The following is an 11,949-nucleotide window of genomic DNA, read 5'->3' as shown; positions in this document are numbered from 1 at the left end:
CATGATGCAGTCATGGCTCGAAATTGCACCGCGCCGAGCCCTCTCACCCCCCTAATTCGGATTCTTGCCCAGCCTCGACGACACAAGCCGGCGCGGCTGCGGCAAACTAACTCGACGGGCAATTGGCGCATGTCGGGAATGCGGAAACTGCCCGACGGGCAACCGAGCAGGCTTTGATCCGCACAATAGCGCGGGGGATGCCAATCCGGTTGCAGCGGCAGAAAACACAGCTTAGCAATACTGTTCGCTGGCTCCGGCTGATTTTAAGAATTGGAGCCCGGCCGTAACAGCGATCGCCGCTGCAGCCGGCACATGGGGGATCAGGATGAAGCATCGCTGTCGGTACGTCGTCGTCGCCTCCGCCATTTGGCTCACCGCCGCAGCGCCGCCATCGGCAAGAGCCCAAGCGACATCACAGGAGTCCTTGGCGGCCGCGAAAGAGCTGGTCTCCGTGATGCATATGAATGACCAGGCGACAGCCCTGTTGCCGATCGTTCTGAAGAACCTGAGACCGACGATCGTCCAGGGGCGCGCCGAGGTCGCTCTGCAATATGATGCGTTGATCCCGAAGTTCACCCAGGCCTTTCAGGGCAGGGTTTCCGAATTCTCGGATGCGATCGCGGTCATCTATGCCAGGAACTTCTCGGCGGACGACCTCAGGACCATGGCTGAGTTCTACAGGACCCCGACAGGTCAAAGAGTCCTGCAGAAGCTGCCGTCCGTCACCCAGGAGTCGAGCATTGCCGGGCAGAAATTTGGTCAAGCTCTCGGCGAAGAGATCAGGAAGCAGATGGTCGATGAACTGAGGAAGAGAGGTCTCGATCTCTGATCCCAACTCCCGGTCGTCATGCAGCGGCGCGCCCTGCGACATAACCGGCGCGACGGGCAATTTCCGTATGACAGGCTTGTGGTCCGTCCCGCCTCGCCATCACCGGGAAGCCGAACCGAGACGTCCACGGTCATGCCCCCGATGGCGGGCACGACACCGGATTGCAGGCTCAAACCTTGCCGCGGCCGATAGGCCGGCGAACGACAACGCGGGTCGATGGTCAGCTCATGCGCCTTCGAACTTGAACGACACGTTGAGCTTGGCCCGATAGGCTTCGACTTTCCCCTTCGCATCGAGTTGCATGTCGAGCTTGACGACTTCTGCAACGCGCAGGTCCCGGAGTGTTTTCGCCGCCTGCTCGACGGCGTTGGTGGCTGCCCTTTCCCAAGATTCGCTGCTGGTACCGATCAGCTCGATGACTTTGTAGACGCTGTCAGACATGTCGGTCTCCTGTTCGGTATGGAGCAGGAAGCAGGTGCTCCCTGCTACAACTGAACGTAGCATCACAGCGCGGCGCCTGAAAGGACGCAGCCTGCCCATGGCAGCCGCAGGTCCGAAGCTACCACGAATGGCGCTAACGCCTTGCGCGTCTCACAAGCCCTTGCGCCCTACACGCCGCCCAGCTTGCAGATGTGCTTCCATTCCGCAGGCGTGACCGGCTGCACCGACAGCCGGGACTGCTTCACCAGCGCCATCTCGCTCAGCGTCTTGTCGGCCTTGATCGCGGCGAGCGTCACCGGGGTCTTGAACGCCTTGTGCGCCTTGATGTCGACGCAGACGAACTTGCCGGTCTTGTCGGTCGGATCGGGATAGGCTTCCTTGATGATCTCGGCGATGCCGATGATCTCCTTGCCCTCGTTGGAATGGTAGTAGAAGGCGAGGTCGCCCTTCTTCATCGCCACCAGATTCTGCCGCGCCGTGAAGTTGCGCACGCCGGTCCAGGCTTCGCCCTTGGCCCCCTTCGCCACCTGCTGGTCCCACGACCACACCGAGGGTTCGGATTTCACCAGCCAGTAGTTCATATGTGCAAGATCCTCAGATCACGTCGCGCCAGTCTCGAGCGGAATACGGCCTCGCTCGGCGGCCGGATCAAAGAAGACGACAACGGCCGGGTCAACACCTTAGAGCCGGGGCGCTGCGCTTTTGCCCAGCGATGACGCGGCGCCGGTCTCTGCGCTCAACCCTCATGCTGAGGAGCGCCGCAGGCGCGTTCAGGCGATGCTCTCGCATCGCCCCGAGAACCATGAGGCCGGATCAGGGCCTCCCCCTTCGAGACGCCCGCCTGCGGCGGGCTCCTCAGGGTGAGGGGTGAATGTGGTGCGCAGCCAGAACGCTCACTCCTCCGCCTTGAACGGGCGCATCATCAGCGCCTCGATCGCGGCGTCGATCGTCACCGCGCCCGCGAGGATCGCGGCAACGGCCTGCGCCACCGGCATCTCGACGCCGCGGGAGGCTGCGAGCTCGACCAGGACCGGCGCGGTGTATTGCCCCTCGGCAAGCTTGCCCGCGGGCAGCGGCTCGCCGCGGCCGAGCGCGAGGCCGGCGGCGAAGTTGCGCGATTGCGGGCCGGCGCAGGTCAGGATGAGGTCGCCGAGGCCGGACAGGCCGGTGAGCGTTTCGCTGCGGGCGCCATAGGCGCGGCCGAGCCGCACCAGCTCGGCGAAGCCGCGCGTGGTCAGCGCCGCCAGCGCCGAGGCGCCGAGCTTGCGGCCGGAAACGATGCCGGCAGCGATCGCCAGCACATTCTTGGCGGCGCCGCCGATTTCGACGCCACGCACGTCGGTGGAGTGATAGGGCCGGAAGGTCGGCGAGCCCAGCGCATGGACGAGATCGGCCGCAAGCGCCTCGTCGGGCGCGGCGAGCGTCACCGCGGTCGGCAGGCCGCGCGCGACGTCGTCGGCGAAGCTCGGACCCGAGAGGATCGCGGGGATGCCGTTGGGCGCGGCTTCGGCGATCACTTCCGTCATGAATTTATGGGTGCCGTGCTCGATGCCCTTGGCGCAGGCGACCAGCGGCGTGGCGGGTGCAAGCAGCGGGGCGAGATGCATGACGGCGCCGCGCAGATGCTGCGCGGGGACGACGATGAGGATGGCATCGGCACGCGCGGCCTCGGCGAGATCGGCGGTGACGGCGATGCGCGACGCGAGGGGAATGCCGGGAAGGCGCGGGTTCTCGCGGGCAGCAGAGATGCGCGCGGCGTGGTCGGCATCGCGGGCATAGAGCGTGACGTCACGCCCGGCGCGCGCCGCGACAGCGGCGAGCGCGGTGCCCCAAGCACCGGCGCCGATGACGGAGATCGTTTGGAAGCGAGTCATTCGCCGCGGATTCGGCTGCGCTCCCTCCCACCTTGCGGGGGAGGGTTGGGGAGGGGGGTGCCACGAGCGAGAATTTTTATGGAGCCACCCCCACCCCCGACCCCTCCCCGCAAGGGGGAGGGGAGCGCACCGCGTGTGGTGCAGGAGCTTGCCACATCACAGCCAAGGGCGATCCAGCCGCTTCGTGCGGAATGAAAAAGCAATTCCATCACCTTCAAAACCCCGCGCGCGTATTCGCGAACTTGCCGGGCACGCTGGCATTCGCATCCAGCAGCCAGCGCGCCCGCGGGGCGGCGTCCATGCCATCGACGAGGCCGAGCGCGAGCCGCTCCAGTCCGGCCCAGGCGATCATGGCGCCATTGTCGGTGCAGAGCTCGGGCGGCGGCATGATCAGCCGGGTGCCGGCCTGCTGCGCGACGTCGTCGAGCGCGCCACGAATGGCCTGGTTGGCGGCAACGCCGCCGGCGGCCACCAGCGCGGTCGGCGCGCCAAAACGCTGCTTGAACAGGTCGAGGCCGACGCGCAGGCGATCGGCCGTCGAGTCCAGCACCGCCGCCTGGAAGCTGGCGCAGAGGTCGGCGATGTCCTGCTCGCTCACCTTGTCGAACCGGCCGATCTCGTTGCGCACGGCCGTCTTCAGCCCGGACAGCGAGAAATTGGCATCGCTGCGGCCCAGCATCGGGCGCGGGAAGGCAAAGCGCGCGGGGTCGCCATTGCGCGCGGCCTGCTCGACCTGCGGTCCGCCCGGATAGGGCAGGCCCAGCATCTTCGCGACCTTGTCGAACGCCTCGCCCATCGCGTCGTCGACGGTGGTGCCGAGCCGGACGTAGTCGCCGACGCCGGCGACCGCGACGATCTGGGTATGGCCGCCGGAGGCCAGGAACAGGCAATAGGGGAAGTCGATTGCATCGGTGAGGCGCGGCGTCAGCGCATGCGCCTCGAGATGGTTGACCGCGATCAGCGGCGTGTCGTGCACCATCGCGATCGCCTTGGCGGTGGTGAGGCCGACGATGACGCCGCCGATCAGGCCCGGCCCGGCCGCCGCGGCGACGCCGCCGAGCGCAGCATAGTCGATGCCGGCTTCGCGCATCGCCGCGTCGATGAGATGATCGAGCATGTCGACATGGGCGCGCGCCGCGATCTCTGGAACCACACCGCCATAGATGGCGTGCTCGTCGGTCTGCGAGCGCACCACGTTGGAGAGGATCTGCCCCTTGCCGTCCGAATCACGCGCCACCACGGCCGCGGCGGTCTCGTCGCAGGTGGTCTCGATGCCGAGCACGAGCGTTTGCGATTCGTTACCCAATCTCAACCCTTTTGGTCATTATGAGTGCGCAGAACCGCCTAACACCACGAGGTCGCCAGGTGCAATCGTCCGTCCGTTGCAGCCCGGCCGATCCGTGTTCGACGGGAGCATAGCACATGGCCGTGCTGGTGACCCGTCCCGCCCCGGACAATGAACGCACCGCGAGCGCCCTGCGCGCGCGCGGCTTCGAGGTGCTGCTGGCGCCGATGCTGCGCTTCGAGCCGGTCGCGCTGCCGCCGGACGCGGGCCGCGACGCCGCCGGCGTCATCGTGACGTCATCGAACGCGCTGCGCGCGGCGGCGCCGCAGCTCAGAGGGTCCGCATTGCTTCGCCTGCCGCTGTTCGCGGTCGGCGACCGGACCGCCGCAGCCGCACGCGAGGCCGGCTTCATGCAGGTGATCTCGGCCGCGGCCGATGCGACGGCGTTGCGCGACCTGATCGCAGACAGCGGCGTCATCGACGCCAAGGCCACCCTGCTCTATCTCGCCGGCGCCGACATCTCGCGCGACCTCGCTTCCGAGCTCGCCGAGCGCGGCTTCGATGTGGTCACCCAGACCGTCTATCGGATGGCGCCGGTCGCGGCGCTGCCGCGCGACGTCTGCGCGGCCTTCGCAGCCAACCGGATCGAGGCGGTGCTGCATTATTCGCGGCGGAGTGCCGCGGCATTCGTGGCCGCCATCCGGGCCGATGGCGTCGAAATCTCGGCGCTGGCGGTGCCCCATGGCTGCCTGTCGGCCAATGTCGCCGAGGTGCTGCGCGAGGCCGGCGCCACCCAGGTCACAATCGCGGCGCATCCGGATGAAAACGACATGCTGGAGGGCCTGACCCGTGCGCTACGGTCGTGAATGGCGTAAGAGGGCCTGCTCAATCTTGCCTCAGCCAGGGAACTTCCACCATGGTCGATGAACCCGACACCGCTGCACCGGCCTCCGACACCGGGCGGCCGAAACGGCCACCGCCGACCATCGACCTGGAGCCGACCTCACGCGAGGAGCGCCCGTCGGCCAGCGAGAGCGCGGCCGAGCGGCCGACCGCCTCGCCATGGTCCGCTCCGGCGGCGGCGATGGCCGAAGGATCGTCGGAGACCGCCGCCGAATCGCACCCGCATATGGCGCCGGACGCCGAAGCGGCTGCTGCCGCCGATGACAGGGCCGAGGAGACCATTGCTGCGGCCGAGCCGCCGCGCATGACGCCGCCACCCCGCCCGATCTCGCCCTGGATCATCGCGCCGTTCTCCGGCGCGGCCGCGGCCGCGCTGGTCATCGGCGTCGGCTGGATGCTGGGCTGGCCGCAGGTCTCACCGCCCTCGGCGATCTCGCCGCAGGCCACGGCGGTCGACGAGCTCACCTCCCGCGTCGCCGGGCTGGAGCAGCGCATCGGCAAGCCGGATGGCGCCGTGACCGGCCGGCTCGATGCCGCCGACAAGGCGATGGCAGCGCTGCGTAACGACATCGCCGGCCTGCGCGCGCAGGCCGACAAGACCGTGGCCGCCCTCAACGACGTCCGGGCGCAGCCGCGCGACGGCTCCGCGCCGGCGCCCGCACCCGAGCCGGTCGATCTCTCCGGCCTGACCGCACGCATCGACGCGCTGGAGCGGGCGAGCAAGAGCCAGAGCGCGGCGCTGGCACAGGAGCGCGCCAGGATCTCCGAGGCGGCCAAGCCGGCCGACGACGCGCCGTTGCGCCGCGTGGTCGCCGCGACCCTGCTCGACGTCGCCGTCCGTCACGGCGATCCCTATGGAGCGGCGCTGACCACCGCCAAATCTCTGGCGCCCGACGCGGCCGCGCTGAAGCCGCTGGAGGCGTTCGCCACGACCGGCGTGCCGAGCCCCGCGGCACTGAGCCGCGAGCTGCTCACCATCGTGCCGAAGCTCTCGCCGCCGGCGCCCGAGAGCACCACGGGGACCTCGATCCTCAGCAAGCTCTCGGCCGGCGCCTCGAGCCTGGTCAAGGTCGAGCGCACCGACGGCGCCGGCACCGATCGCGGCGCGGTCGTGGCACGGATCACCGCGGCGGCGCTGCGGAACGATTTCGCCGAGGCCCGCCGCGAGCTGAGGGGTCTCTCGCCTGGTGATCGCGCCCCCGCCAATGACTGGCTCGCCCGCGCCGATGCCCGCGACGCCGCGCTGTCGACCGCCCGCAAATTCGCCGACGACGCGATGAACGCGCTCGCCAAACCCGCGCAATAGGACGCCCATGTTCCGGATCGTCATTTTCCTCATCCTGGTCGGGCTCGCCGCTGCGGGCTCGGCCTGGGTCGCCGAGCAGACGGGCGACGTCGTCTTGAATTGGGGCCCGTGGCGGATCGCCATGACCTTGCCGGTGTTCGTGCTGGCGCTCGGCCTCACCATCGCCGCCTGCGTCGCGCTGTGGAACCTGATCAGCGCGCTGCTGCGGGCACCCGGCCGTATCCGCAAGGCGCACCGCGCCCGCCGGCATCAGCGCGGCCGCCACGCCATCACCCACGGCCTGCTGGCGATTGGCCACGGCGATTCGACTGCGGCGCGGCAGCACGCCGACACCGCCAGGCGGCTGGCCGGCGACGATCCGCTGACGCTGCTCCTGCACGCCCAGGCGGCGCAGCTCGAAGGCGACCGCGACGGCGCCCGGCGTGCCTTCCGCGCCATGGCCGAGCGCCAGGACACCCGCCTGCTCGGCCTGCGCGGCCTGTTCATCGAGGCGCAGCGCGCCGACGACGCCTATGCCGCGGTGATGATTGCCGACGAGGCGCTCAGGCTGGCGCCCAACGCCACCTGGGCCTCGCATGCGGTGCTCGGCTTCCGCTGCGCCGAGGCCGACTGGGACGGTGCGCTTTCGATCCTCGACGGCAACTACACCGCCGGCATGATCGACAAGCCGACCTACCGCCGTCAGCGCGGCGTGCTGCTGACGGCGCGCGCGCTGGCGCTGGAGACCGGCGACCGCGACCAGTCGCGCTCGAGCGCGATGGACGCGGTGAAGCTGGCGCCGACCCTGGTGCCGGCCGCGGTGCTCGCGGCGAAGTTCGAGAGCGAGGCGCACCAGGTGCGGCGCGCGATGAAGATCATCGAGGCGGCCTGGGCGGCGTGTCCGCATCCGGATCTCGCCGACGCCTACGCCCATGTGCGGCTCGGCGATTCGGCCACGCAGCGGCTCGCGCGGGTGGAGAACCTGGCCGCGCGGACGCCCGGCCAGGTCGAGGGCGCGCTGGCGGTGGCGCGCGCGGCGATCGACGCCGCCGAATTCGGCCGCGCCCGCGAGGCGCTGGCGCCGTTCACGGAGGATCCGACCCAGCGCGTGGCGATGCTGATGGCCGAGCTGGAGCGCACCGAGCATGGCGACGCCGGCAAGGCGCGGGAATGGGCGCTGCGCGCGGTGCGCGCCCGCCACGACCCGGCCTGGACCGCGGACGGCTATGTCAGCGACCGCTGGCAGCCAATCTCGCCGGTCACCGGCCGGCTCGACGCCTTCCAATGGCAGACGCCGGTGGCGAGCCTGCCCTCGGAGCGCAGCAGCGTGATCGAAAGCTCGGCCTTCGCCGAAGCCGTGCTGGCCCCGCCGGCCCGGCCCGCCGTGGCCGAAGCCGCAGTCGCGCCGCCGCGCGAGCCCGCACCCGAGCCCGTGGTGATCACGCCGGCCGTGCAGGACAACGAGCCGCCGCGGCCGGCGGCGGCCGCCGAGCCCGAGCAGGCCGAAAAGCTGGTCGAGGCCGTGGACAAGCCTATCGACAAGCCGGTGGATATCCCTGTGGACACGGCTGAGGACGGCAGGCTGATCGAGGCTACCGCCATCGCCGCCGAGCCGGCGCCGCCGTTGCAGGCCGCAGGCCCCGCCGAGGCCGAATCGGAGCCGGAGACCGAGGCCGAGCCGGATGCCGTGGCCGCCAAGCCGGCCGAGACGGCGGCAGCCGCCCCCACGCCGCTGTTCCGCACCCGCAACGACCTCGCCCGGCCGGCGGAGACGCCGATCCAGGCGATCGTCCCGATCATGCGGCCGCCGGACGATCCCGGTGTCGATGACGACGACCAGCCCCGCGACGAGTTCGCCGAGCAGCTCGCACCCAAGGCCCAGGCCGGCGGCTGGCGCGGGTTCTGGTCACGGTTCGGCGGCTGAGGGCAACCAGCCCCGCCGTTCCGGGTCACACCGGTTCGTTTCCGCGCCGCGGCGGCGCGCGTTGTCCTTGCCAACGGGCCGTTCGCCCGATATCAGGAGCGCGATCGCGTCGTCCGTCCCCGTGCCGGGCGCTCGCCGCTATGGTTCGCCGCAATAGCTCAGCTGGTAGAGCACGTCATTCGTAATGACGGGGTCGGGGGTTCGAGTCCCTCTTGCGGCACCACGCTTCGCCCTTCGGGCTATGCGTGGCGCAGCCGCGCAGGTGCCCGAAGGGCGAGGCGTGCCCGGCGTAGCTTCTTGGCGAAGCCGGGCGTTTGAGCCCCCCGGTGCTCCGGCTAAAGCCCCGCGTTATGATCCGATCAACCCTGTCAAACAGCCCACCGCTCGTCGCAGCCTTGCTCGCGCCATGCCACCGCAACCTCGCGGCCGGTTCGGCCCGAGCTCTGCTGCAATCTGGCGTCCTCTTGAATGAGAGGGCGCAGGGAAGGCCGAGTGCCGACTGGCACCCGCGGCCCCCGTGCGAAAGAAGTGCACGGGGAAGGAACCACAGGCTCAGCCGGAAACAACCCGGCCTTCCCTGCGCAATGGTTTGAACGGCTGCTCCGTGCTCTCCCAGGGGACCGGGCTTGCTTGCCCCCGTCATCGACATCGTCGTCGACCAAGACACCAGCGTCGGGGTGTCGGGACCACACGGCTTGACCGTCCGCGCGGCGACGTTCGTCCGCACCTCCAAGGAGATGCTGCGTCGCCCCGCGGCCACCGCTCCCCGCCGCAACGTCCCGTGACGATCGCGATGCGCCCCTCTCAGTGCGGGCGGGATGGCCGGATCAAACCACTGATTTGGGGTCGGCGTCAACAGTATTTCTGGTATTCGGAATTATCGCCCTGCACTGCTCCAGTGCTGCGCACACCGTCAATCGTCCCGTGTTGGCCGCCATCAAACTCGATGCCGAGGCCGATCCGGCTCGCGAGCAGGACGACGAGAAACGTGCAGCGCACCGTAACCCCGGCGATCAGGTTGCTGGTCTGTGGTAGCATTCCGGTGGCGCCGCAATCGTGGAATTGAAGCATGTCAAGCGCAAAGCGGAGGAAGGTGGCGAAGAACAAGACGTGGACACCCGCGAGCCCGGAGGACGTCCAGAAGATGAAGGCACAATGGGAAGAACGCGAGAAAGCTCACACGAACTTCCTCGATAAAAACCCCGAAGTCATCGACCGTCTGCACGGGCGTTGCGATGACAGCTTCGACCCGCTGGAGCATGCGGTCTGGGAAAGACACGAACGCATTGCAGCCGCCTGCGCCATCGTTGAGCAGCTTCGAATTCTGCCGGTCGAGGAAGCGGCGCTAAAGCTGCTCGGCATGTTCGACGCCCTCCGTCCGCTGGGGAACGAAGAGCCCCAGAAAGCCGGACGTCCCAAACGCAGCATGTGGGACGATATCGATAAAGAAATCGGGCCCGCGGATAAGAGGGGGAGTCATTATCAGGCAGCTGACGAGAGGGCGGATCAGCGGCGCCGGAAAAAACTCGGACTGGAGCGTCCACCCGGCCGTCCGAAAACCCGACAAAAATAGCTCGCGCGAATAAGTCGCTAATAGCCGAATTTCGGACGCGGTAAAGGTTCGGTGAGGGCACACACAGCCGTTTACGCCCCTCAGCTCAACTACACGGAGATAATATGAGAAAGAAAGCAACAAGCGCTCGCCTTAGCAGTGAGTTGCTGCGGCGCGTGCGCGAGATCACGCCTGAGGCGGCTTCTATCACGGAAGCAATCGAACTTCTTTTGGAAGAGGCGGTTGATCACCGCGCGGCAGAGCTTGAAGCCCGCGGCCTGCCAAACCCGAGCGGGCCGGTAAGCGAGATGCCGGCAGCACTGCATATCGGTGCGTTGGGACCCGGGGCGCGGGCTCGCGCGCTGGCTGGCTGGCGCGACCGCTATCCGATGCAAACAGCGATAATGCTTTTCCAGCCCGGGGGCGATTGGCGCGGCATAGACCCGGCCGCGACCGAGCTCCATGACATGCTTGCGGCTTTGCCGGAGTGATAAGTTGGACTGCCGAATGGATGCACGCCGGGAGTTTTGAGAGCCGTCGCGCTGAGAGGTGCGCCGGCTCTTTCTTTCGGCTAACCGGTGCGGACCGCCTCGCTCAGGGCTCAAGAGGATAGGAAAGGAGACTGAGACGTGAAGAAGGCAACTTATTTCGCGCTCGATATCATCTGCGTTGCGGCCTGCTACTACTTCGCTGGCTGGCACGGGCTCATCGCCTACGCGGCTGTTTGGTTAGCGGGCTTTGCCGCGTTCGCGTGGTTCGCCGCAATGAGGTTCCGATACAGAGCCTCATTCAGCAAAATAGTTCTGTGGGGTGAGATGGCTGACGTGCTCGCCGCGGTCGGTGATTTCACCGCGGCGCGGCACAACGAGGAAATCTCAAGACTGCCGGACGACACCTTGGCGTTGGCTACGGCGTACTATGGCTCTATGCGCGACCCAGACAGATTCTCGCGGCCACTGCAAGACGTTGGGGACGCTAATTACGCTCTTGCTCTTGATGAGGTGCAACGGCGCGGCATAGATGCAAAGTTAAAAAGCGCTGCCGTCTCGGTCGCGACGGCGCGCCTGGAGGCAGATGAGCGGGCACAAGGATTCGTTCTTATCATCACCACATTCAAGCTACTGGCGGCTGTCGCAATCGCTTACTTGGTCTAGGAGCAGAGACTTTAGCCGTCTCCGTACAATATCCGGCGACCGCGAACGACAAAATGCAGGGCGTGCGGACACCGGCGGACGGGGCGCCGCAGCCGAACGCGTGGCATGAGCAAGGTCCGGGGGTCTCAACTAAGACACTATCTTATTGGCGGGGGCGGCGAGGGACGCGCTGGTCTAGACGGTGCTCGCCGCCCACTGAGAACGAGCGATGTCGCTTTCGGTCCCGCCACGCGCGCGCGCGTAGTCGCGCGTAGTGTCTGGAAAGTCTTCGCGGCGTTCGGGATCGTTCGCCCAAGGCCGCGAAAAATGTTGGCCTTTTCGTTGGCCTTCGCCGAAGTCGCGCAGAAATTCGCAAGGTAAGTCAATAAAGTGCGACTATAGTGAGGTGCCCTCTAGTGCACCAGCCTCTCTCCGTTGCTCCGCCTTCCTGTCTCTCTCGTCGCGTCCGCTCGCCGCGCACCATTGGCCGGTTAAGAATTGCTTAACCCAAATCGCGCCATCGTCCGGTGCGAGCGGCGGGATGAATGCCCGCACTGGCGGCTGGCGGCGATCCGGACGAGCGCGTCGTCGCGTTCGAATCCCGCAGGTGTCGGTTGCGCTCGGGCGTACGCCAGCGGCAGGGCCGGTGGCGATCAGTATCCAGAGGTCATGGTCGGGACGTCTCTCGCGGGGCCGCAGCGCCCGTGCGCGTGATCAGTCGGC

At 67.8% G+C, this 11,949-nt stretch carries 12 protein-coding genes and 1 tRNA gene; 8 read left to right on the top strand and 5 right to left on the bottom strand.

Features of this window, described 5'->3' with window-relative positions; translation table 11 throughout:
- The first annotated feature begins 325 nt into the window (after positions 1-325).
- On the top strand, positions 326-829 hold the full coding sequence (locus QX070_RS28665) for a DUF2059 domain-containing protein (RefSeq protein ID WP_315740501.1): 504 nt from the start codon (positions 326-328) through the stop codon (positions 827-829).
- 225 nt (positions 830-1,054) lie between these two features.
- On the opposite strand, the gene QX070_RS28660 is transcribed toward QX070_RS28665, so the two are convergent.
- The 4 genes from QX070_RS28660 to tsaD all read right to left on the bottom strand — a co-directional run bounded on the left by QX070_RS28660 (position 1,055) and on the right by tsaD (position 4,426).
- Entirely contained in the window at positions 1,055-1,270 is a 216-nt protein-coding gene (locus QX070_RS28660; RefSeq protein ID WP_315740500.1) for a dodecin family protein, read from the bottom strand.
- Positions 1,271-1,437: 167 nt separating this feature from the next.
- Positions 1,438-1,851 (bottom strand): EVE domain-containing protein, encoded by a 414-nt coding sequence (locus QX070_RS28655; RefSeq protein ID WP_315740499.1) that lies wholly within the window; start codon positions 1,849-1,851, stop codon positions 1,438-1,440.
- Between the two features lie 312 nt (positions 1,852-2,163).
- Entirely contained in the window at positions 2,164-3,144 is a 981-nt protein-coding gene (locus tag QX070_RS28650) for an NAD(P)H-dependent glycerol-3-phosphate dehydrogenase (protein WP_315740498.1), read from the bottom strand.
- 214 nt (positions 3,145-3,358) lie between these two features.
- A complete protein-coding gene (gene tsaD / locus QX070_RS28645; protein ID WP_315740510.1) occupies positions 3,359-4,426 on the bottom strand; it encodes a tRNA (adenosine(37)-N6)-threonylcarbamoyltransferase complex transferase subunit TsaD in 1,068 nt (355 codons plus the stop codon).
- Between the two features lie 140 nt (positions 4,427-4,566).
- Here tsaD and QX070_RS28640 point away from each other — a divergent pair, with 140 nt between their 5' ends.
- The 4 genes from QX070_RS28640 to QX070_RS28625 all read left to right on the top strand — a co-directional run bounded on the left by QX070_RS28640 (position 4,567) and on the right by QX070_RS28625 (position 8,764).
- Positions 4,567-5,295 carry a uroporphyrinogen-III synthase gene (locus QX070_RS28640; protein ID WP_315740497.1) on the top strand — a complete coding sequence of 243 codons (729 nt, stop codon included), beginning with the start codon at positions 4,567-4,569 and terminating at the stop codon, positions 5,293-5,295.
- 50 nt (positions 5,296-5,345) lie between these two features.
- Complete coding sequence (locus QX070_RS28635; protein WP_315740496.1) at positions 5,346-6,638, top strand: hypothetical protein; 1,293 nt, start codon at positions 5,346-5,348, stop codon at positions 6,636-6,638.
- A 7-nt stretch (positions 6,639-6,645) separates the two neighbouring features.
- The gene (locus tag QX070_RS28630) at positions 6,646-8,541 is read left to right on the top strand and encodes a heme biosynthesis protein HemY (RefSeq protein ID WP_315740495.1); all 1,896 of its coding nucleotides are present in this window, start codon (positions 6,646-6,648) and stop codon (positions 8,539-8,541) included.
- Positions 8,542-8,688: 147 nt separating this feature from the next.
- A tRNA-Thr gene (locus QX070_RS28625) sits at positions 8,689-8,764 on the top strand.
- A gap of 629 nt (positions 8,765-9,393) precedes the next feature.
- Here QX070_RS28625 and QX070_RS28620 read toward each other — a convergent pair.
- On the bottom strand, positions 9,394-9,648 hold the full coding sequence (locus QX070_RS28620) for a hypothetical protein (protein ID WP_315740494.1): 255 nt from the start codon (positions 9,646-9,648) through the stop codon (positions 9,394-9,396).
- On the opposite strand from QX070_RS28620, the gene QX070_RS28615 reads away from it, so the two are divergent.
- From QX070_RS28615 to QX070_RS28605, 3 genes are all read left to right on the top strand, one after another.
- On the top strand, positions 9,635-10,114 hold the full coding sequence (locus QX070_RS28615) for a hypothetical protein (RefSeq protein WP_315740493.1): 480 nt from the start codon (positions 9,635-9,637) through the stop codon (positions 10,112-10,114). The genes QX070_RS28620 and QX070_RS28615 overlap by 14 nt on opposite strands.
- Before the next feature lie 104 nt (positions 10,115-10,218).
- A complete protein-coding gene (locus tag QX070_RS28610; RefSeq protein WP_315740492.1) occupies positions 10,219-10,584 on the top strand; it encodes a hypothetical protein in 366 nt (121 codons plus the stop codon).
- 138 nt (positions 10,585-10,722) lie between these two features.
- Positions 10,723-11,247 carry a hypothetical protein gene (locus tag QX070_RS28605; protein ID WP_315740491.1) on the top strand — a complete coding sequence of 175 codons (525 nt, stop codon included), beginning with the start codon at positions 10,723-10,725 and terminating at the stop codon, positions 11,245-11,247.
- Positions 11,248-11,949 lie beyond the last annotated feature (702 nt).

Source organism: Bradyrhizobium sp. SZCCHNR1093 (assembly GCF_032381175.1).
GTDB lineage: Bacteria > Pseudomonadota > Alphaproteobacteria > Rhizobiales > Xanthobacteraceae > Bradyrhizobium.
This window is presented reverse-complemented; position numbering and strand designations above follow the sequence as displayed.

Excerpts from the sequence above, each read along its gene's own strand:
- QX070_RS28630 (WP_315740495.1), top strand. The coding sequence starts at position 6,646 with ATGTTCCGGATCGTCATTTTCCTCATCCTGGTCGGGCTCGCCGCTGCG.
- QX070_RS28665 (WP_315740501.1), top strand. The coding sequence starts at position 326 with ATGAAGCATCGCTGTCGGTACGTCGTCGTCGCCTCCGCCATTTGGCTC.
- QX070_RS28650 (WP_315740498.1), bottom strand. The coding sequence starts at position 3,144 with ATGACTCGCTTCCAAACGATCTCCGTCATCGGCGCCGGTGCTTGGGGC.
- QX070_RS28610 (WP_315740492.1), top strand. The coding sequence starts at position 10,219 with ATGAGAAAGAAAGCAACAAGCGCTCGCCTTAGCAGTGAGTTGCTGCGG.
- QX070_RS28660 (WP_315740500.1), bottom strand. The coding sequence starts at position 1,270 with ATGTCTGACAGCGTCTACAAAGTCATCGAGCTGATCGGTACCAGCAGC.
- QX070_RS28635 (WP_315740496.1), top strand. The coding sequence starts at position 5,346 with ATGGTCGATGAACCCGACACCGCTGCACCGGCCTCCGACACCGGGCGG.
- QX070_RS28655 (WP_315740499.1), bottom strand. The coding sequence starts at position 1,851 with ATGAACTACTGGCTGGTGAAATCCGAACCCTCGGTGTGGTCGTGGGAC.
- QX070_RS28640 (WP_315740497.1), top strand. The coding sequence starts at position 4,567 with ATGGCCGTGCTGGTGACCCGTCCCGCCCCGGACAATGAACGCACCGCG.